This window comes from Mesorhizobium sp. B2-6-1, from assembly GCF_006440475.1.
In the GTDB taxonomy this organism is placed as follows: domain Bacteria; phylum Pseudomonadota; class Alphaproteobacteria; order Rhizobiales; family Rhizobiaceae; genus Mesorhizobium.
Genome location: NZ_VFUH01000001.1, coordinates 94,466 through 113,701 on the forward strand (window position 1 = coordinate 94,466; position 19,236 = coordinate 113,701).

Consider the following 19,236-nt stretch of genomic DNA (forward strand, 5'->3'; position numbering starts at 1 on the left):
CAGACCTGGCGGCTTTTTTATTTCAGCCGGCAGGTCTCCCAACCAGGAGCAGAAGCCGTGTTGACAACCACAGACGACCTTCGGGTCAAGGAACTGAGACTGCTGAGCACGCCGGAAGAGGTGATGCGCGAGATACCGCGCTCACTCACGGCAACGCGCACCGTTGCCGCCTCGCGCAACGCCATCCACTCCATCCTGACCGGGGCCGACGACCGACTTGTTGTCATCGTCGGCCCTTGTTCCATCCACGATCCGGTCGCGGCCGTTGACTATGCCAGCCGTCTGGCGGCGCTGCGCGAAGCTCTGTCCGACCGGCTCGAGATCGTGATGCGGGTCTATTTCGAAAAGCCGCGCACGACGGTCGGCTGGAAGGGCCTGATCAACGACCCCGACCTCGACGGCAGTTTCAACATCGACAAGGGGCTGCGGATGGCCCGCAATGTGCTGTCGGCCGTCAACAATCTGGGCCTGCCGGCGGCGACCGAATTCCTCGACATGACCACGCCGCAATACATTGCCGACCTCGTCGCCTGGGGCGCGATCGGCGCGCGCACGACCGAGAGCCAGATCCATCGCGAGCTGGCCTCGGGCCTGTCCTGTCCGGTCGGCTTCAAGAACGGCACCGACGGCAATCTCAGGATCGCTGCCGAGGCGGTGAAGTCGGCCGCGCAGCCGCATCATTTCATGGCGGTGACCAAGGGCGGACGCAGTGCGATCGCGGCAACGACCGGAAACGAGGATTGCCATGTCATCCTGCGTGGCGGCGTTCAGCCCAACTATGACGCGGCAAGCGTCGAGGCCGCCTCGGTCGAACTCGCCCGCATCGGTACCGCGCCCCGCCTGATGATCGATGTCAGCCATGCCAACTCAGCCAAGAAGCCGGAGAACCAGCCCAAGGTCGCGGCTGACGTGGCAGGACAGGTCGCGGCGGGGGACGAGCGCATTATCGGCGTCATGGTCGAGAGCAATCTCGTCGCCGGCCGGCAGGATGTCGTGCCGGGCAAGCAGCTCGTCTACGGCCAGAGCATCACCGATGGCTGCATCGACTGGGCGGCCACGGAGACGGTGCTGCACGGCCTTGCCGGCGCCGTGGAATGGCGCCGGTCGGCGCGCCGCGCCTTGATGGAGAGCCGGCAGGGCGCCGCCTGATCCGGTTGGAGCATAAGGGCGGCGTTTCCGGTTTCAGCCCAGGACCACGCCGCCCTTAGAGCAGTTCACCGTTTCATGGAAACGGCGAACCGCTCTAACTCTTTGTTTTGACGCAATTCCGGACAGAAAACCGCACGCACTTTTCTTGGAATTGCTCTAGGGCCCGCAGCGCTCCACCTCACTTGCGCGCCTCCGACCCGTGTGTTACACACTGAACCAAATGGTTCAGTATTCCGCGGCCCGCCTGGATGCCTCGTTCGCCGCGCTTTCGGACGCCACCCGGCGCGGCGTTCTGGAGCAGCTCGGCCGTGCGGACGCTTCGATCACGGACTTGGCCCAGAAATTCCACATGACCCTCACGGGCATGAAGAAGCATGTCGGCGTCCTGGAGCAGGCGGGACTCGTCACGACTCGGAAGGTCGGGCGCGTGCGGACCTGCAAGCTGGGCTTACGCCGCCTGGAGGAGGAGACCGCATGGATCGAGAGATACCGCCAGCTCTGGGCCGCACGCTTCGACGAGTTGGATAAGGTTATCGAGGAATTGAAACGCAAGGAGGAAGTCGATGGACGCAGGAAGAGCGAGTGAGGCCAAACGCACGACGGTGGAACGGAGGTCCGACCGGGAGTTGATCGTTACGCGAAGCTTCGACGCGCCTGCGCGCATCGTGTTCGAGGCGTGGACCAAGCCTGAGCTGTTCAAGCAGTGGTGGGTGCCGAAGTCGATGGGCATGTTCCTGCGTTCCTGCGAGATGGATGTTCGTGTGGGAGGCGGGTACCGTTTGGTGTTCGGGCATGACGGCTCGAACCCTGCCGAGTTCTTCGGCAGGTATCTCGAAGTGACACCGCACTCGCGCCTCGTCTGGACCAATGACGAAGGGGGTGAGGGTGGCCCCGTCACCACGGTGACCTTCGAGGAAAAAGGCGGCAAGACGCTGCTAGTCATGCGCGAGCTCTATCCCTCGAAGGAAGCCCTCGACGCCGGCGCCGGGGCGGCGGATGCGATGTCCGAGCAGTTCGAGCAGCTGGACGAGCTTCTCGCCACGCTGCAGGGCGCCGCCTGATCCGGCCGGCGCCAGAAGGGCGGCGGTCCGGTCTAGCCCGGCATTACGCCGCCCTCAGCCCTTCCCATGCGGTGAACACGGACACCGCGAAGAGCAGCAGCCCGGCCGCCCGGCCGGCAAGGATGGTCGCTCGCGGATTAGCGATCAGCAGCTTGCGGCTGCGGCCGGCCGATATTGCGAGCCCGCCATAGACCGCGGCCTGCGTCAGCACGGTCAGCAGGCCCATCACCGTCGCCTGCATCCAGATCGGGCCGTAGTCCGTTCTCAGGAACTGCGGATAGACGGCAAGGACGAACAGGTAGGCCTTCGGATTGATCAGGCAGGTCACAAGGCCTTGGCGAAACGCCTTCCATGCCGAGCGGCTGCCGGCGGGCCCGTCGCGACCGACAGTGATGGAGCTGCGCATCAGCGTGATGCCGATGAAGGCCATGTAGGCGGCGCCTGCAATCAACAGCGGCTTGAACAGGATCGGCAAAAAATGCATCAGCAGGCCGACGCCGATCGCGCCGTTCAGCGTGTGCACCATGCCGCCGACCATGATGCCGCCGGTCGCGGCAAGGCCCCTGTCGCGCCCGCCCGTCAGCGCATTGGCCAGCACGAACAGCATGTCCATGCCCGGAACGGCGATGATGCCGAACAGCAGGATAAAGAACAGCCAGAGATTTTCAGCATAGCTCATGTCAGTAGCCTGTCGCCTCGCTCGGCCCAGCCGCAGCGGAACCTGTTGATTTTCAATCCGATAGACGATCCTATAGGCCGAACCAACTGACGATGATGTGTCAGTTGTGATCAGCAACGGGTGAGAAAAATGCGCAAGGCGTCGCGCCTGTTCGAGATCATCCAGATCCTGCGGCTGGCGCGGCAGCCGGTGACGGCGGCAATGATAGCCGCGCAGCTGGAGGTGACGATACGCTCGATCTATCGCGACATCGCAGCGCTTCAGGCCATGCGCGTGCCGATCGAGGGCGGGAGGGGCATCGGCTATATCCTGCGCCCCGGCTTCGACTTGCCGCCTCTGATGTTTTCGATCGAGGAGATGGAGGCGATCGTGCTGTCACTGGCGCTGCTGGAGCGCACGGGCGACGACGAGCTCAAGCAGGCAGCCAAGCGCGTCGGCGCCAAGATCGCCGGCGCCGTACCGCCGCCTTTGCGCCAGACGCTCGACGCCAATGCGCTGCATGCGTGGGGATTCGCCGCGCCCTCTGCAGGTGCGATCGACCTGGCGCTGGTGCGCCGCGCCATACGCGACGAGGAGAAGCTCGACCTCTCCTATCGCGACGAGCTTGGCCGCGCTTCCGAGCGCCTCATCCGCCCGATCGCGCTGATCTATTACGCCGAGACCGCCAACATCGTCGCCTGGTGCGAGCTGCGCCAGGCGATCCGCAATTTCCGCAGCGACCGCATCGAGGATTGCCAGCCGACGGGACTGCGCTTCAAGGGCGAAGGCGATCGGTTGCGGCAGATCTGGGTCAATGGGTGGGAAGTCAACGCAGCGGCCGTCGGCTAAACCGACCAGCGGAGCGAACCTTACCTTACATCCACCCAGCGCTTCTCCTCGAACGATCGCGCCATCGCATGCACGGTGCGCTCGATCTCCAGACCTTCGTCGAATTCGATGAGCCGCGCCGGTCTGCCGGCGAGCCGGGTCAGCAGTTCATGGCATTCGATGATCTTGAGATCGTTGAAGCCGAGGCTATGCCCGGGCGCGGGCACGAACAGATCGTAGGGCTTGTGCTGCGGCGCCACCAGGATGGTGCGATAGCCCTGTTCGGTCGGGCGATCCGATGTGAGGTAGAGCTGGAACTCATTCATCCGCTCCTGGTCGAACAGGATCGAGCCCTTGGAGCCGAAGATCTGGACGGCGATGCGGCCCTTGCGGCCCCAGGCCGAACGGTTGACCAGAAGCGTGCCGGCGATGCCGTTCTCCAGATGCATCAGCACGGAGGCAATGTCGTAGGTCTCGACCGCGCGGCGGCCGCCGGCGGCCAGCTTGCGGTCGGCATAGGGCTTGGCCATGTCGCAGATGACGCTGGCGACGCGGCCGAACAGGGTCGACACCAGCGACAGCGGATGCACGGCGAAATCATCAAGCGCGCCATAGCCGGAAGATGCCTCGTGCTTCCAGAAGAACAGCGCCTCGGGATCGGCCATGAAATCCTCGTCCATCTCGATGCGCAGATGGTTGACCTCGCCGATGATCTTTTCGTCCAGCAGCGCGCCGATGTGGCGGATGGCCGGGCTCTGGATGTAATTGTAACCGAGCGCCGCGACCTTGCCGGATTTCTTCGCCGCGGCCGCCATCGCCTCGGCTTCGGCGAAGCTCGGCGCCATCGGCTTTTCGCACCACAAATGCTTGCCGGCCTCGAGAACTGCGATGGCCATTTCCGGATGGAACTGGTTGGGCGTGGTGAGCGAGACGACGTCCACTTCGGGATCGTTGACGACGGCGCGCCAGTCACCGGACGCCCTGGCGAAACCGAACTCGCCGGCCTTGCGCCTGGCGAGATCCTCATTGACCTCGCCGAGATGGACAAGCCGCGGTTTGGTCATGTCTGGAAAGACGGCGCCGACGGCACTCCACGCGATGGCGTGGCACTTGCCCATAAATCCCGTGCCGATAAGACCGACGCCGACCATTTTCCGTTCCTCCACCGTCATGGATGCTACGTGGATGAATTAGTCCATTTTTGTTCGGAATGGAATGTCTGCCTCATTTTTTATGGTGTTCTTGCGCAGCCTCGCTATGATGGGGCAGAGAGGACGCTTCACCGATGAGCTTGGACGGGCCGACGATGGACGAACGGGTACCTCGCGACTTCGAGACGCTGCGCGCCACGATCCTCGATCGGCGCGAAAGCCTGCCCAAGCGCATCGCCCAGATCGCCGCTTATGCGCTCGACAATCCCGACGATATCGCCTTCGGCACCGCCGCCAGCATCGCCGCCTCGGCCGGCGTGCAGCCCTCGACGCTGATCCGCTTTGCCCAGCAGCTCGGCTTTGACGGCTTCACCAGCCTGCAGCAGGTGTTTCGCGAACGGCTGCGCGAGCGCAACTCCTCCTATGACGAACGGCTGCAGGCGCTGCGCGCCAAGGCCGAGGGCGGCGCCGGCCACCGGGCGATCTTCGACGGCTTCGTCGCCGCCGCCAGCACCTCGCTCAACGACATTTCGCGCACGCTGGACGACGCGCATCTGGAAGAAGCGATTTCCCTGCTGGCCAAGGCACAGACCATCTATGTGCTGGCCAAGCGGCGCTCCTATCCGGTGGCGTCCTACATCGCCTATGCGCTTGGCAAGCTGAAGATCCGCAACCAGCTGATCGAATCAGCCGCCGGCCTCAACGCCGAGATGGTCAGCTTTGCGACGCCCGCGGATGCCGTCGTCGCCATTTCCTTCTCGCCCTATGCGCCGGCCACGATCGAGGAGGCGCGCACGATTTCGGAACAGGGCGTGCCGATCATTGCCATCACCGACAGCTCGTTTTCACCGCTTGCTCAGTTCGCCAGCGTCTGGTTCGAGGTTGCCGAGGCGGATTTTGCCGGCTTCCGCTCGCTATCGGCGACGATGGCGCTGGCCATGGCGCTGACCGTTGGCGTCGGCGAGAAGCGGCGCAACCCCGGCAAAGGGCGCAAGGCCTGAGTGGAAGGCAAAAGGCGATTTTAGATCGGGGAATGCTCATTCCATATTGACTATGGATTGGAATTATTATTTCATATTTTTCGGCGCCACGCTGCCGCTCGCGCGTGTACCCCAACATAACAGGCCCGACGGGAGGTTCCAATGAGCGAAGCCGTGGACGCGAAATACGCTGCGCTCGACGTCATCACCATCGGGCGGGCTTCCGTCGACCTCTATGGCCAGCAGATCGGCTCGCGGCTGGAGGACATCACCTCCTTCGCCAAGTCGGTGGGCGGCTGCCCGGCCAACATCTCGGTCGGCACGGCGCGGCTCGGCCTGCGTTCGGCGCTGCTGACGCGGGTCGGTGACGAGCAGATGGGCCGCTTCATCCGTGAACAATTGAAGCGCGAAGGCGTCAACACCGACGGGCTGAAGACCGACAAGGAGCGATTGACCGCGCTGGTGCTGCTTTCGGTCGAGAGCGAAGGCGTTTCGCCGATGATCTTCTACCGCTCCGACTGCGCCGACATGGCGCTGGCCGAGGAGGACATCGACGAGACGTTTATTTCCTCGGCTCGCGCGGTCGTCGTCACCGGCACGCATTTTTCCCGGCCCAACAGCGATGCCGCCCAGCGCAAGGCGATCCGCATCATGAAGGCCAAGGGCGGCAAGGTCGTGTTCGACATCGACTACCGGCCGAACCTCTGGGGCCTGGCCGGCCACGCCGAGGGTTTTGAGCGCTACGTCAAGTCCGACCGCGTCTCGGCGCAGTTGAAGACGGTGCTGCCCGATTGCGACCTCGTCGTGGGCACCGAGGAAGAGATCATGATCGCCTCGGGCGCCGACGACTGCCTGAGCGCCCTGAAGACGATCCGTTCGCTGTCCCCGGCCACCATCGTCTTGAAGCGCGGCGCCATGGGCTGCATCGTCTATGACGGGCCTATCAGCGACGATCTCGAGGACGGCGTGGTCGGCAAGGGTTTTCCGATCGAGATCTACAACGTGCTTGGCGCCGGCGATGCCTTCATGTCGGGCTTCCTACGCGGCTGGCTGGGCGGCGAAAGCCTTGCCACGGCGGCGACCTGGGCCAATGCCTGCGGCGCCTTCGCCGTGTCGCGGCTGTTGTGTGCGCCGGAATATCCGACCTTCGAGGAATTGCAGTTCTTCCTCAAACACGGCAGCAGGCATCTGGCCTTGCGCAAGGACGAGGCGATCAACCACATCCACTGGGCAACGACGCGCCGGCACGACATTCCCTCGCTGATGGCGTTCGCCTGCGATCACCGGGTGCAGCTCGAGGACGTCGCGGCCAAGACCGGCGCCGATGCCTCGCGCATCGAGGATTTCAAGGTGCTGACGGTGAAGGCGGCGGCCAAGGTCGCCGCCGGACGCGACGGCTACGGCATGCTGCTTGACGAGCGACATGGCCGCGAGGCGATGTTCGAATTCGCCAGGCATTCCTTTGCCTGGCTCGGGCGGCCGGTGGAGTTGCCGGGCTCGCGGCCGCTGCGTTTCGAATTCTCGCAGGATATCGGCTCGCAGCTCACCGAATGGCCGGTCGAACACTGCATCAAATGCCTGTGCTTCTATCATCCCGACGATCCGCCGGGCTTGAAGGAGGAACAGCAGCAGAAATTACGCACTCTGTTCGAGGCCGCGCGGAAAGTGGGCAGGGAGCTTCTCATCGAGATCATCGCCGGCAAGCACGGCAAGCTCGACGACACGACCATCCCGCGTGCGCTTGAGGAACTCTATGCGCTCGGCATCAAGCCGGATTGGTGGAAGCTCGAACCGCAGGCATCCGCAGGCGCGTGGACGAAGATCGAGGCCGTGATCCTGAAGAACGACCCCTGGTGCCGCGGCGTCGTGCTGCTCGGCCTGGAGGCGCCGCAGGACGAGTTGGAGGCCGCCTTCGCAGCGACGGCCAAGGCGCCTATCGTGAAGGGTTTCGCGGTCGGCCGCACCATCTTCATCAACGCCGCCGAACAATGGCTTTCCGGCAGGATGTCGGACGACGAAGCGGTTGCCGACATGGCATCGCGCTTCGAGCAGCTGACCGAGGCATGGCTTGCCGCGCGCGGCCGTAAAGCAGCATAAGAAGGCACGGGCACTGGGACTGCGGAGGAAACCAATGAGCAAGACAATCCGCCTGACGATGGCGCAGGCGCTGACCCGTTTCCTGAGCAAACAGAAGACCGAGATCGACGGCGCAAGGGTACCGATCTTCGGCGGCGTCTGGGCCATCTTCGGCCACGGCAATGTTGCCGGCATCGGCGAGGCGCTCTACCAAGTGCGCGACGAACTGCCGACCTTCCGCGCCCACAATGAACAGGCGATGGCGCATGCGGCGATCGCCTATGGCAAGGCCAATTTCCGTCGCCGCTTCATGGCCGCCACCTCTTCGATCGGACCCGGCGCGCTCAACATGGTGACGGCGGCGGCACTTGCGCATGTAAACAGGTTGCCTGTCCTGTTTCTGCCGGGCGACGTCTTCGCCAACCGCATTCCTGACCCGGTGCTGCAGCAGGCCGAGGATTTTTCCGACGGCACGGCGACGGTCAATGACTGTTTTCGTCCGGTGTCGCGCTATTTCGACCGTATCACGCGGCCGGAGCAGATCATCCCGGCGCTGAACCGCGCCATGGCCGTGCTGACCGACCCGGCCGAATGCGGGCCGGTGACCTTGTCGCTCTGCCAGGACGTGCAGGCCGAGGCCTATGACTATCCCGAGAGCTTCTTTGCCGAACGGGTCTGGCGCCAGCGCCGGCCGCGCCCGGACCGGGCTGAATTGGCGGCTGCGGTTGCAGCGCTGAAGAGCGCAAGCAAGCCGCTGGTGATCGCCGGCGGCGGCGTGCTCTATTCTCGGGCCTCGGACGAACTGGCGAAATTCGTTGAAGGCGCCGGCATTCCGGTCTGCGAAACGCAGGGCGGCAAATCCTCGCTGCCGGACGATCATCCGCTCAACATGGCGGCGATCGGCGTCACCGGCACGTCGGCCGCCAACCGGCTGGCGGAAGAGGCCGATGTCGTGCTCGCCATCGGCACGCGCCTGCAGGATTTCACCACCGGCTCCTGGGCGCTGTTCAAGAATTCGGGCAAGACCATCATCGGCTTGAATGTGCAGCCTTTCGATGCCGGCAAGCATCGGGCATCGCCGCTGGTCGCCGACGCGGCCGAAGGCTTGGCCGAACTCGGTGCCGCGCTGAAGGGTTGGAAGGCGCCATCCGCCTGGACCGACAATGCGGCAGCCGGCAAGAAGGAATGGCAGGCCGAAGCCGCCAAGGTGACGGCGTCGACCAATGCCGCCTACCCTTCCGACGCGCAGGTGATCGGCGCCGTGCAACGCGCCATGGGCTCCGGCGTGACGCTGCTCAACGCCGCCGGCGGGCTGCCGGGCGAATTGCACAAGCTTTGGCAGGCCGGCGCGCCCGGCTCCTACCACGCAGAATACGGCTTCTCGACCATGGGCTATGAGATTGCGGGCGGGCTCGGCACCAAGATGGCCAAGCCTGACGAAGAGGTCGTCGTCATGATCGGCGACGGCTCTTATCTGATGCTCAATTCCGAGATCGCCACCTCGGTGATGCTCGGCCTGAAGCTGACCATCGTGCTGCTCGACAACAGGGGTTTTGGCTGCATCAACCGGCTGCAGATGGCGACCGGCGGCGCCAACTTCAACAATCTCCTGAAGGACGCGCGCCACGAGGTGCTGCCCGACGTCGACTTTGCCGCGCACGCCGCGAGCATGGGGGCGATCGCCGAGAAGGTCTCGTCGATCGCAGGGCTGGAGACGGCGCTGGCTCAGGCGAAAGGCAACGACCGCACCACGGTGCTGGTCATCGACACCGATCCGCTGGTCTCCACCGATGCCGGCGGCCACTGGTGGGACGTGGCGGTGCCGGAAGTCTCCGAGCGCAGCCAAGTGAACGCGGCGCGCAAGGTCTATGACGAGAAGCGGCGGATGCAGAGCGTCGGCGATTGATCTCGGCGCTGCCCACCCCCTACCTCTCCTTGTGGGGAGGTCGGACCGAAGGTCCGGGTGGGGTCTGGCGCCGCACCCCCACCCCGCTGCTTCGCAGCGACCCTCCCCACAAGGGGGAGGGTGAACAAGAACCGGAGTGACGACTTGAAAGCCAAACTGGGCATGTCCCCCATCGCGTGGTGGAACGACGATCTTGCGGAACTCAGCGACGACGTGTCGTTGGAGGAGTGCCTACGCCAGTCGCGTTCGGCCGGCTTCACCGGCATGGAGATGGGACGGCGCTTTCCCAAGGACCCCAAGGTGATGCTGCCGATCCTGAAGGCGGCTGACGTCACACTGTGCGGCGGCTGGTTCTCGGGCACGCTGGTCGACGAGGAGATGAGCAAGAACAAGGATCGCATCCAGCCGATGATCGACCTGTTCAAGGCGGTCAACGCGCCTTGCATCGTCTATGGCGAGGTTGGCCGTTCGATCCAGGGCGACCGCTCGAAGCCGCTCGCCACCAAGCCGAAACTCTCGAGCGACGAGATGAAGGCCTATGCCAGGCGCCTGACCGAATTCGGCGAATGGTGCGCCGAGCAAGGCATGCCGCTTTCCTATCATCACCATATGGCGGCGGTGGTCGAGACCGAGGCGGAGCTCGACGCCTTCATGCGCCATTCCGGAGCGGGCATTCCGCTGCTGCTTGACGCTGGACATCTGGCCTTTGCCGGCGGCGATGTGCTGCGCGCCATCGACAATCACCACAAGCGCATCAGCCATGTGCATGTGAAGGATGTACGCATGGGCGTGATCGAGAAGCTCGACCGCACGAGGCAGTCCTTCCTCGATGCGGTGGCTCTCGGCGCCTTCACCGTGCCGGGCGACGGCTCGCTGGATTTCGGCGCCATCGTGCAGCGTTTCGCCGACCACGGCTATGAAGGCTGGTTCGTGGTCGAGGCCGAACAGGACCCGAAGAAGAACCCGCCGCTCAAGATGGCGCAGGTGGGCCACAAGGAGTTGATGCGGGTGATGACGGCGGCCGGCTACACGGTCGAGACCCAGGGCTTCCCCGATGTCTGATCGGGTTCTCGCCAGGCCGGGCTTGCTGTAGGTTGCCGCGATGAAAGATTCCGAGCACCCCTTCTTCCGGCCCCTATGGCGGCGTGTCGCCGTCGTCGCGGTCTGCGTCATCTGGTCGATCATCGAATTCGCGAGCGGCACGCCGTTCTGGGGCGTGATCGCGCTGGGCTTCGCCGGCTATGGCGTCTGGCAGTTTTTTTATCTCTACAAGCCGGCCGACGAGAACAAGGCGCCCGCCGAAGTCGAACCGAAGGAGTAACCGGATGTCGAAGCTGCTGGTCAAAGCCGACAAGGGCCATGGCCGTGTCGCGCATGTCACGCCGCAAAGCGCCGGATGGACCTATGTCGGGTTCGACCTGCACCGGCTGGAACCGGGCGAAACGGCTTCGGGAACAACGGACGATCGCGAAGTCTGCCTGGTGTTCGTCACCGGCAAGGGCACGGTCACGGCCGGCGGCAAGGATCTCGGCCTGCTTGGCCAGCGCATGTCGCCCTTCGAAGGCAAACCATGGTCGGTCTATGTGCCGCAGGGATCGGACTGGTCGGTGACGGCTGATAGCGGACTGGAACTGGCGGTCTGCTCGGCGCCGGGATTGAGCGGCGGCCTGCCGGTTCGCGTCATCGGGCCTGACGACCTCGGCCAGGAGGTGCGCGGCAAGGGCACCAATACGCGCTACGTCACCAACATCCTGCCCGAGGGCAAGCCGGCCGATTCGCTGCTGGTGGTCGAGGTCATCACGCCCGGCGGCCATACGTCGAGCTATCCGCCGCACAAGCACGACCAGGACAATCTGCCTAACGAATCCTATCTCGAGGAAACCTATTATCACCGCCTCAACCCGCCGCAGGGCTTTGCTTTCCAGCGGGTCTATACCGACGCCGACAAGGACGGCTCCCGCGCGCTGGACGAGGCGATGGCGATCGAGGACGGCGACGTCGTGCTGGTGCCCAAGGGCTATCACCCCTGCGCGGCTTGCCATGGCTACGACCTCTACTATCTCAACGTCATGGCCGGCCCGAAGCGGACGTGGAAATTCCACAATGCGCCCGAGCACGAATGGCTGATGAAGGCCTGACCGTTGCGCGTTCACGGCTGAACCTGTTGGTCCAGATCAGAAAAATCGTCGGCTAAGGACCGGCGGGGTCGATTTGCCTTCGAAAACCCTTCAAAGCTTCGTCAATCCGTCATGGAAATCACCTATGGCAACGGGCTGACGAGGATTTTCGATGCGCTACGCCATCTACTTCACCCCCCAACAGGACGAAAAATTGGCGCGGATCGCCGCCAACTGGCTGGGCCGTGACCCGTTCGGCGCCGCGACGCGACCGGTGGAGGCGGTGGGCGATTTGTCGGCGGCGGAAGTCGCCTTCCACACCGCATCGGCACGGCGCTATGGTTTTCACGCAACGCTGAAAGCCCCTTTCCGGTTAGCGGCCAACGAAACCGAAGCCTCGTTGCGCGCAGCGCTCGACGCCTTTGCCGAGGCGACGCCCGTTGTGATGATCCCGCGTCTCGTCGTCAGCCAGATCGACGGTTTCTTCGCACTGGTGCCGGAGGCGCCATTGCCTCCGCTCAATCGCTTCGCCGATGACGTGGTGCGCGATTTCGACCGCTTTCGCGCGCCGTTGACGGAGGCCGAGATCGAGCGGCGCAGCCCGGACTCGCTGAAGCCGGGCGAATTCCGCAATCTCTGCCAATGGGGCTATCCTTACGTCTTCGAGAGCTTCCGCTTTCACATGACGCTGTCCGGCAGGGCCGGGCCACAGGAAAGCCTTCGTCTTCGCCTGGCAATCGAGGGCCTGTTCGCCGAGGTGCTGCGCCAGCCGGTTCCGGTGGACGCGCTGACGTTGTTCATCGAGCCCGAACCCGGCGCCCCGTTCATGGTGCTTTCCCAGCACGCGCTCGGGCGCCGTCCGGCCAGAAAAACCGCCTGAAGCAACAAGCCGTAAAGGCGAGAAAAAACCAAGGACTGCCTGAAATGACCGCCGAGACCATTCTGAGCAACGCCCGCATCGTTCTTGCCGACGAGATCATCGAGGGCTCGCTCGTGATGCGTGACGGTCTGATCGCCGACATATCCTCCGGCGCCGTGCGAGCCGGCGAGGACATGGCTGGCGACTTCATCATTCCGGGGCTGGTCGAGCTTCACACCGATCATCTCGAAGGCCATTATGCGCCGCGGCCGAAGGTGCGGTGGAACCCGATCGCCGCCGTGCTCGCCCATGACGCGCAAGTGGCGACCGCCGGCATTACCACCGTGCTCGACGCCTTGCGTGTCGGCATGGACCAGGATGCCGATCTCAACGCCACCGATATCCGCAAGCTCGCCGACGCGATCGAGGACAGCGTGCGGATGGATCGATTGCGGGCCGACCATTTCATCCATCTGCGCTGCGAGGTCTCGGCGCCGGATTGCCTCAGGGCCTTCGCCAATTTCGAGACCGACGAACGGGTGAAGCTCGCCTCGCTGATGGACCATGCGCCGGGCCAGCGCCAGTTCGTCAACCTCGAAACCTATGCCTACTACTATCAACGCAAGCTGAAGCTGACCGATCGCGATTTCCAGAAATTCTGCGAGAAGCGGATGGGCGAATCGGCACGGAATTCGGCCCCGAACCGCGTCTTCATCGCCGCCGCCTGCCACGAGCGCGGCATCGTGCTTGCGAGCCATGACGATGCGACGACGGGCCATGTCGACGAAGCCATCGAGCAAGGCGTGCGCGTTGCCGAATTCCCAACCACCGAGGAAGCCGCCAGGGCTTCGAAGGATGCAGGGCTCGGCGTGCTGATGGGCGCGCCCAATGTCATGCGGGGCGCCTCGCATTCGGGCAACGTCTCGGCGCGCACGCTGGCCAGCGACGGCCTGCTCGACATATTGTCGTCCGACTACATCCCCTTCAGCCTGATCCAGTCCGCCTTCTTTCTCGGCGACGTCGTCGATAGCATTTCCCTGCCGCAGGCGGTGGCAATGGTGTCCAAGAACCCGGCCGAGGCCGTCGGTCTTTCCGATCGCGGCGTCATCGAAGAGGGCCGCCGGGCCGACCTGGTGCGCGTGCGCCTCGACGACCACGTTCCGGTGGTGCGCACGGTCTGGCGGCAGGGGCGGCGGGTCGCGTGATGGCTTCGGCATTGATCGAGCGTGAACTGTCGGCCGAGGCGTTTCCGATACGCGACGGCGTCTTCGTTGCCGTGGTGGGCCCGAGCGGCGCCGGCAAGGATACGATCATCGGCCATGCCAAGGCGCTTTTCGCCGACGAGCCGCGGCTGGAGTTCGTGCGCCGCGTCATCACCAGACCGAGCGACACGGCAAGCGAGGATCACGACACGCTGGCGGATGCCGCCTTCATCGAAGCCGAAGCCGACGGCGCCTTCGCCGTCTCCTGGGAGGCGCACGGCCTGCGCTACGGCCTGCCGGCCGAGGTCGATTGGGCAGTGGCCAACGGCCATGTCGCTGTCGCCAACGTATCGCGCGCGATCATCCCTGCCTTGCGAAAGCGCTATGCCAATCTGGTCATCGTCGAGATCACCGCTTCGCCCGATGTGCTGGCCGGGCGGCTGGCGATGCGTGGCCGCGAGTCGCGCGGGGAGGTTCTGGCACGCCTGGCGCGCAGCGCCCCTGTGACGCTCTCCGGACCCGGCGTCACCTCGATCGACAATAGCGGTTCGCGCGAAGCGGCAGGCGAGCGCTTTGCCGAGGTGCTGCGCAAGGCGATGGCGTTCTCCGACATGTCGGGGCTGATCGACTAAAGGTGTTGATGGTCAGGTGGCGCTCGCCTGACCTGAACATCGAAACACCTTCCTTTTATGCCGCGTGCCGGTCGTGATCGGCACGACGCGTGCTGGCCGACGGCGTTGCCGAAGGTTGTGTCGGCGCGTCCAGAACCGCGACGTGATGGCGGTACACCATTTCCCAGCCTTTCCAGCCGGTAAACAGCAGGATGCAGACAACGATCAATGAAAGCAGCACTCCCCATGGGCGAACTGCCGCTTCGGCGCCTTGGCTGTAGCGAAGATAGAAATTGATCAGCGCCAGAACGACGGCGGTCAAATTGCCGACCATGTGGTACCAGGCGTCCGTCAGGGCGCGGATGCGCGGCTCGCTCAGGAAATCGATAAAGCCGGCAATCGCCGCCAGGAGAGCCATGACGATGGCTGCTCCAATCAGCCACATCGACGCGCGTGCCCAAAAGGCGTCGGCAGTCCCCCAGAACATCAAATCGGTGAGAAACGCGCCGACAAGGAACGCGACAGGAAAGGGAATGAGCATCGGATGGATGGGATGACCTCCCACCTTGGCGGTGCTTAGCGGATTCGCGGCCATGACAATGCCTCCGAATAGAAAAGCTTTGAACAACGCCCAGATAAGGGTTTCGTTCCAATCCGGATGGAAGCTCGCAAGACCGTTTTCGCGATGCCGCCCCCCTTTTGCACTCAAGTCACTTGGGGCCGCACAGATACGGCCGACAACAGATCGAGCGGAATTGCGGGGCGGGCGAGATAGAGCGGCGTTATCTTTCGACGGCCACGGCGGACGGCGGCTTTTTGCCCCTGACTATTCCGCCGCTGCCCCGGCGATGCTCTTGCGGCTGGCGTCGACCATGCGCCGCCGCGCGCGGAACACGCCCCACTGCTGGTCGATCAGCACGCCGATGAGGATGACGCCGCCCATCACCGCGAAGTTGAGCGAGGACGGGATGCCGAGCAGATTGACGAGGTTCTGCAGCTCCTGCAGCAGCACGGTGCCGAGGATGACGCCGATCAGCGAGCCCTCGCCGCCGCGCAGCGAGAAGCCGCCGAGCACGGCCGCGGCAATGGCGTAAAGCTCGTAGAACTGGCCGTGGCTGGCCGGCGAGATGGATCGCGTGTACATGGCGAAATAGATCGCCGACAGCGCCGTCAGTACCCCGCAGATGACGTAGGCGGCCATGACGACACGCCCGGTGCGGATGCCGGAATATTTCGCCGCCTCCTCGTTCTTGCCGATGGCGTAGAGATAGCGGCCGAACACCGAGCGGTGCAGCACCACCCACATGACGATGGCGATGACGATCAGGGCGAAGAAGGAGTTCGGCACGCCCCAGGAGCGGCCGGCGGTCAAGAATTCGAGCTCCGGGAAACTCTGGCCGAAGGCGAAGCCGGCGGTGCCGTCGGCGGTGTAGAAGCGGGCGACGCCGCGATAGATCAAAAGGCCGCACAAGGTCACCACGAAGGGCTGCAATTTGAGCCGCGTGATCAGCCAGCCATGCGCCAGGCCGATGATGGCACCGAGCACCAGGATGAGCACGAAGGCCAGCGGCCATTCCATACCGCGCACGGCGATGAAGTCGATGAAAAGCGTTCCCAGCAGCGCCACCAGCGAGCCGACCGACAATTCGATGCCGCCGGTGATGATGACGAAGGCCTGGCCGATCGACAGGATGCCGAACAGTCCGATCAGGTTCGAGGTGTTGGCGAGATTGATAGGCAGCAGGAAGCGCGGATTGATGATGGCGACGATGGCGCCGACCACCAGGATCAGGATCAGCAGGCCGAGATCTTTCTTGCTCATCATCTTCTCCCCAATGCCGGCCCGAGCGCTTCCGCGGCGCGGCGGCAGAATTATTTCGGCTGCTTGCCTACCGCCAGCAGCAGCACGTTTTCCTGGCTGAACTGGTCCTTGTCCAGAATGCCCGAGATCTGGCCCTCATGCATGACGGCGATGCGGTCGGACACGCCGATCACCTCCTCCATGTCGCTGGAGATCATCAGCACGGCGACGCCGGCGTCGGCCAGCGCACGCATCAGCCCGTAGATCTCCGCCTTGGCGCCGATGTCGATGCCGCGCGTCGGCTCATCGAGGATCATCACCTTGGGGTTCATCGCCAGCCATTTGGCCAGCACGACCTTCTGCTGGTTGCCGCCCGACAGCGTGCCGGTGCGCGTCTGCACCGAGGGCGCCTTGATGCCGAGATCTTTTTTCTGCTTCTCGGCGGTTGCCGTTTCGGCGCTGGTCGACACCAAGGAGCGCTTGGCATGCGCCGGCAGGTTGGGCAGCGAAATGTTCTGGGCGATCGAAAGGTCGAGCAGGATGCCGGTCAGCTTGCGGTCCTCCGGCACCAGGAAGATGCCGTGCGCGACGGCATCGGCCGCCGAGCCCAGGGCGAGCGGCTTGCCGGCGAGCTCGAGCGTGCCGCCAAGGCTGCTTTCGATGCCGAAGAACACCCGCGCCAGCTCGGTGCGGCCGGAACCGACAAGGCCGGCAAGGCCGAGGATTTCACCGCGCCTGACGTCGAGATCTACCGGGCGGCCGGGATAGGTCGGGGTGCGGATGGCCTTGGCCGACAGGGCGACGGCGCCGGGGGCGCGGGCCGCCTCGGAAGCCTTCTCGCGCTCCTTCAGCATGCGGCCGATCATCAGCTTGACCATCTGGTCGTGGTTGATGTCGCGCTTGGGCAAGGTGCCGGCCAGCATGCCGTCGCGCAGCACGATGACGCGGTCGGCGACGCGCTCGACCTCGTGCAGGCGATGCGAAATGAAGATGACGCTGATGCCGTCCGCCTTCAGCGCCCTGATGACGTCGAGCAATTTGTCGGTCTCGGCGATCGGCAGGCTCGACGTCGGTTCGTCGAGGATGACCAGCCTTGCCTTGATCGACAGCGCCTTGGCGATCTCGACCATCTGCTGCTGCGCGAGCGACAGTTCGGCGACGGGCGTGTCGGCGGAGAAATTGGCGCCGACGCGCTTCAGGAGCGGCGCCACCATGGCGCGCAGCCTGGCGCGATCGACGAGCCTGAGCGGCCCGGCGCGCAGCGGTTCGCGGCCGAAGAAGATGTTGGCAGCGACATCGAGGTTCTCGAACAGGTTGAGTTCCTGATGGACGAAGGCGATGCCGGAGCCCAGGCTGCCCTCGACGCTCAGGCCGTCATGGGCGGTGCCGTCGACGGTGACGGTGCCGCTGTCGGGCCGCGTCACCCCGCCGAGGATCTTCATCAAGGTGGATTTGCCGGCGCCGTTCTCGCCGACGAGGCCGATGACCTCGCCCGGCCTGACCTCCATCGAGAAGCCATCGAGCGCGACGACGCCCGGATAGGTCTTGCGCACGTTCTCGAGGCTGAGGAACGGGGTGGTCGCGGTGATGGATGTGTCGGTATAATTCATCATGCCTGACAGCGTTGGCGGGCCGACCTCTTGGCAGACTGACTGGCCTCGAAGGCTTCGTCAATGCGAGAGCAGCCGGCCCAAGCGACGTTGAGCCGGCTGAACTGCCTTCGGTCTTAGTTTCCAGCCATCGCCTTCAGATTGGCGGCGTAGGCGTCGACGTCATCCTTGCCGATGATCTTGGTCGGGATGATGATGAGGCCGTCGGCCGGGATGCCCGACTTGTCGCCCTTGAGATAGGATGCCATCAGCTTCATGCCCTGATAGGCCCACTCGAAGGGCTGCTGCACGACGGTGGCGGCAATGGTGCCTTCCTTGACGCCGCCCAGGGTGATCGGATCGTCATCGAAGCCGACGACGGTGATCGAGCCGAGCTTGCCGGCATCGCGCAGCGCTTCATAGATGCGCGGCGTGTTGTAGGAGTAGAAGCCGACCATGCAGGTGACGTCGGGGCTGGCGACCAGCGCGTCCTCGACATTCTTCTTGGCGCGGGCCTGGTCGATGTCGTCGCCGCGCACGTCGACGAGCTCGATCTTGGTGCCGGCCAGGCCATCCTTCATGCCCTGGATGCGCTCCTTGGCATTGTCGGCGCCGAGCAGGCCGACGAAGCCGAGGCACTTGCCGCCGTCTGGCATCGCCTTCTTGGCGATTTCGGCCGCCTGCTTGCCGGCATCGACATTGGACGAACCGATATAGGCGACGCGCTTGGTCTGCGGAGCGTCGCTGTCGGTGGTGAACAGCGCCGTTTCCGAGGCGATCTTGTTCAGCCCGTCGGTCGAGGTCTTGGGATCGACGGCCGAAACCATGATGCCCTTGACGCCGGCGGTGACCAGATCGTCCATCAGCCGCTGCTGGATGGCGACCGAGGACTGCTCGGGATATTTCAGCTCGAGATTGTAGTCGGGCAGTTCGCCCTGCGCCTTCTTGACGCCGGCTTCGGCCGCCTTCCAGAAGTCGGAAGCGCCGTTGACGACGAAGGCCAGCGTCGGCTTGTCGTCGGCGCGCGCGATCGTGCTCGCCGTCAGGCCAAGCAGCAGCGCCGCGGTGGCCACGGATGCATTGCGTATCAAGGATTTCATGTTCAACCTCCCGTTTTGGCCGGTCGTCGGACCGGCCGATCCTGCACTTGTCTGATTTGCCGTTCGCGGCTTGGACGCCCTCCTCCTCAAGGGTTCCCGGCACTGAAGATGGCGTCGTTCCAGCCACGGCGACGGACTTTAGAGACTC

Annotated in this window: 19 protein-coding genes; 13 read left to right on the plus strand and 6 right to left on the minus strand. The window is 64.4% G+C overall.

What is annotated here, in order from left to right; translation table 11 throughout:
* Positions 1-57: 57 nt before the first annotated feature.
* The 3 genes from FJ443_RS00485 (at position 58) to FJ443_RS00495 (ending at position 2,210) form a co-directional block, all read left to right on the plus strand.
* Positions 58-1,149 (plus strand): 3-deoxy-7-phosphoheptulonate synthase, encoded by a 1,092-nt coding sequence (locus FJ443_RS00485; protein ID WP_140658390.1) that lies wholly within the window; start codon positions 58-60, stop codon positions 1,147-1,149.
* 220 nt (positions 1,150-1,369) lie between these two features.
* Positions 1,370-1,735: a metalloregulator ArsR/SmtB family transcription factor gene (locus FJ443_RS00490; RefSeq protein WP_140662351.1), complete on the plus strand. Its 366-nt coding sequence runs from the start codon at positions 1,370-1,372 to the stop codon at positions 1,733-1,735.
* Positions 1,713-2,210: an SRPBCC family protein gene (locus FJ443_RS00495; protein WP_140563549.1), complete on the plus strand. Its 498-nt coding sequence runs from the start codon at positions 1,713-1,715 to the stop codon at positions 2,208-2,210. Before FJ443_RS00490 ends, FJ443_RS00495 begins: the two co-directional genes overlap by 23 nt.
* A gap of 43 nt (positions 2,211-2,253) precedes the next feature.
* Here FJ443_RS00495 and FJ443_RS00500 read toward each other — a convergent pair whose 3' ends face one another.
* Positions 2,254-2,889, minus strand: a complete 636-nt coding sequence (locus tag FJ443_RS00500; RefSeq protein ID WP_140662354.1) for a LysE family translocator — start codon at positions 2,887-2,889, stop codon at positions 2,254-2,256.
* 129 nt (positions 2,890-3,018) lie between these two features.
* Between FJ443_RS00500 and FJ443_RS00505 the strand changes: the two genes are divergently transcribed.
* On the plus strand, positions 3,019-3,717 hold the full coding sequence (locus FJ443_RS00505; RefSeq protein WP_140563551.1) for a YafY family protein: 699 nt from the start codon (positions 3,019-3,021) through the stop codon (positions 3,715-3,717).
* A gap of 20 nt (positions 3,718-3,737) precedes the next feature.
* Here FJ443_RS00505 and FJ443_RS00510 read toward each other — a convergent pair whose 3' ends face one another.
* Positions 3,738-4,847 carry a Gfo/Idh/MocA family oxidoreductase gene (locus tag FJ443_RS00510; RefSeq protein WP_140662356.1) on the minus strand — a complete coding sequence of 370 codons (1,110 nt, stop codon included), beginning with the start codon at positions 4,845-4,847 and terminating at the stop codon, positions 3,738-3,740.
* Between the two features lie 155 nt (positions 4,848-5,002).
* Between FJ443_RS00510 and FJ443_RS00515 the strand changes: the two genes are divergently transcribed.
* The 9 genes from FJ443_RS00515 to phnN all read left to right on the plus strand — a co-directional run bounded on the left by FJ443_RS00515 (position 5,003) and on the right by phnN (position 14,619).
* A complete protein-coding gene (locus FJ443_RS00515; RefSeq protein WP_181165350.1) occupies positions 5,003-5,848 on the plus strand; it encodes a MurR/RpiR family transcriptional regulator in 846 nt (281 codons plus the stop codon).
* Between the two features lie 141 nt (positions 5,849-5,989).
* Positions 5,990-7,924 (plus strand): 5-dehydro-2-deoxygluconokinase, encoded by a 1,935-nt coding sequence (gene iolC / locus FJ443_RS00520; protein WP_140662359.1) that lies wholly within the window; start codon positions 5,990-5,992, stop codon positions 7,922-7,924.
* Between the two features lie 34 nt (positions 7,925-7,958).
* Positions 7,959-9,809, plus strand: coding sequence for a 3D-(3,5/4)-trihydroxycyclohexane-1,2-dione acylhydrolase (decyclizing) (gene iolD, locus FJ443_RS00525; RefSeq protein WP_140662361.1), 1,851 nt, complete (start codon positions 7,959-7,961; stop codon positions 9,807-9,809).
* Between the two features lie 144 nt (positions 9,810-9,953).
* Positions 9,954-10,871, plus strand: a complete 918-nt coding sequence (gene iolE, locus FJ443_RS00530) for a myo-inosose-2 dehydratase (RefSeq protein WP_140524144.1) — start codon at positions 9,954-9,956, stop codon at positions 10,869-10,871.
* A 40-nt stretch (positions 10,872-10,911) separates the two neighbouring features.
* Positions 10,912-11,130 (plus strand): DUF3329 domain-containing protein, encoded by a 219-nt coding sequence (locus tag FJ443_RS00535; RefSeq protein WP_140491266.1) that lies wholly within the window; start codon positions 10,912-10,914, stop codon positions 11,128-11,130.
* 4 nt (positions 11,131-11,134) lie between these two features.
* On the plus strand, positions 11,135-11,947 hold the full coding sequence (gene iolB / locus FJ443_RS00540; RefSeq protein WP_140524146.1) for a 5-deoxy-glucuronate isomerase: 813 nt from the start codon (positions 11,135-11,137) through the stop codon (positions 11,945-11,947).
* A 151-nt stretch (positions 11,948-12,098) separates the two neighbouring features.
* Positions 12,099-12,806, plus strand: coding sequence for a DUF1045 domain-containing protein (locus FJ443_RS00545; RefSeq protein ID WP_140524148.1), 708 nt, complete (start codon positions 12,099-12,101; stop codon positions 12,804-12,806).
* A gap of 44 nt (positions 12,807-12,850) precedes the next feature.
* Entirely contained in the window at positions 12,851-13,990 is a 1,140-nt protein-coding gene (locus tag FJ443_RS00550) for an alpha-D-ribose 1-methylphosphonate 5-triphosphate diphosphatase (protein WP_140650718.1), read from the plus strand.
* Positions 13,987-14,619 (plus strand): phosphonate metabolism protein/1,5-bisphosphokinase (PRPP-forming) PhnN, encoded by a 633-nt coding sequence (gene phnN / locus FJ443_RS00555; RefSeq protein WP_181167259.1) that lies wholly within the window; start codon positions 13,987-13,989, stop codon positions 14,617-14,619. Before FJ443_RS00550 ends, phnN begins: the two co-directional genes overlap by 4 nt.
* A 55-nt stretch (positions 14,620-14,674) precedes the next feature.
* Here phnN and FJ443_RS00560 read toward each other — a convergent pair whose 3' ends face one another.
* The 4 genes from FJ443_RS00560 to FJ443_RS00575 form a co-directional block, all read right to left on the minus strand.
* Entirely contained in the window at positions 14,675-15,193 is a 519-nt protein-coding gene (locus tag FJ443_RS00560; protein ID WP_140493403.1) for a DUF2231 domain-containing protein, read from the minus strand.
* A gap of 231 nt (positions 15,194-15,424) precedes the next feature.
* Positions 15,425-16,420, minus strand: coding sequence for an ABC transporter permease (locus FJ443_RS00565; RefSeq protein ID WP_140662363.1), 996 nt, complete (start codon positions 16,418-16,420; stop codon positions 15,425-15,427).
* A 50-nt stretch (positions 16,421-16,470) separates the two neighbouring features.
* A complete protein-coding gene (locus FJ443_RS00570) occupies positions 16,471-18,009 on the minus strand; it encodes a sugar ABC transporter ATP-binding protein (protein WP_140524430.1) in 1,539 nt (512 codons plus the stop codon).
* Between the two features lie 116 nt (positions 18,010-18,125).
* Entirely contained in the window at positions 18,126-19,088 is a 963-nt protein-coding gene (locus FJ443_RS00575; RefSeq protein ID WP_140491278.1) for a sugar-binding protein, read from the minus strand.
* Between the last annotated feature and the right edge of the window lie 148 nt (positions 19,089-19,236).

Bases quoted from the DNA above. Each gene is read 5' to 3' on its own strand.
- FJ443_RS00490 (WP_140662351.1), top strand. From the start codon at position 1,370: ATGGTTCAGTATTCCGCGGCCCGCCTGGATGCCTCGTTCGCCGCGCTT.
- FJ443_RS00495 (WP_140563549.1), top strand. From the start codon at position 1,713: ATGGACGCAGGAAGAGCGAGTGAGGCCAAACGCACGACGGTGGAACGG.
- FJ443_RS00500 (WP_140662354.1), bottom strand. From the start codon at position 2,889: ATGAGCTATGCTGAAAATCTCTGGCTGTTCTTTATCCTGCTGTTCGGC.
- FJ443_RS00505 (WP_140563551.1), top strand. From the start codon at position 3,019: ATGCGCAAGGCGTCGCGCCTGTTCGAGATCATCCAGATCCTGCGGCTG.
- FJ443_RS00510 (WP_140662356.1), bottom strand. From the start codon at position 4,847: ATGGTCGGCGTCGGTCTTATCGGCACGGGATTTATGGGCAAGTGCCAC.
- FJ443_RS00515 (WP_181165350.1), top strand. From the start codon at position 5,003: ATGGACGAACGGGTACCTCGCGACTTCGAGACGCTGCGCGCCACGATC.
- iolC (WP_140662359.1), top strand. From the start codon at position 5,990: ATGAGCGAAGCCGTGGACGCGAAATACGCTGCGCTCGACGTCATCACC.
- iolD (WP_140662361.1), top strand. From the start codon at position 7,959: ATGAGCAAGACAATCCGCCTGACGATGGCGCAGGCGCTGACCCGTTTC.
- FJ443_RS00535 (WP_140491266.1), top strand. From the start codon at position 10,912: ATGAAAGATTCCGAGCACCCCTTCTTCCGGCCCCTATGGCGGCGTGTC.
- iolB (WP_140524146.1), top strand. From the start codon at position 11,135: ATGTCGAAGCTGCTGGTCAAAGCCGACAAGGGCCATGGCCGTGTCGCG.
- FJ443_RS00545 (WP_140524148.1), top strand. From the start codon at position 12,099: ATGCGCTACGCCATCTACTTCACCCCCCAACAGGACGAAAAATTGGCG.
- FJ443_RS00550 (WP_140650718.1), top strand. From the start codon at position 12,851: ATGACCGCCGAGACCATTCTGAGCAACGCCCGCATCGTTCTTGCCGAC.
- FJ443_RS00560 (WP_140493403.1), bottom strand. From the start codon at position 15,193: ATGGCCGCGAATCCGCTAAGCACCGCCAAGGTGGGAGGTCATCCCATC.
- FJ443_RS00565 (WP_140662363.1), bottom strand. From the start codon at position 16,420: ATGAGCAAGAAAGATCTCGGCCTGCTGATCCTGATCCTGGTGGTCGGC.
- FJ443_RS00570 (WP_140524430.1), bottom strand. From the start codon at position 18,009: ATGAATTATACCGACACATCCATCACCGCGACCACCCCGTTCCTCAGC.
- FJ443_RS00575 (WP_140491278.1), bottom strand. From the start codon at position 19,088: ATGAAATCCTTGATACGCAATGCATCCGTGGCCACCGCGGCGCTGCTG.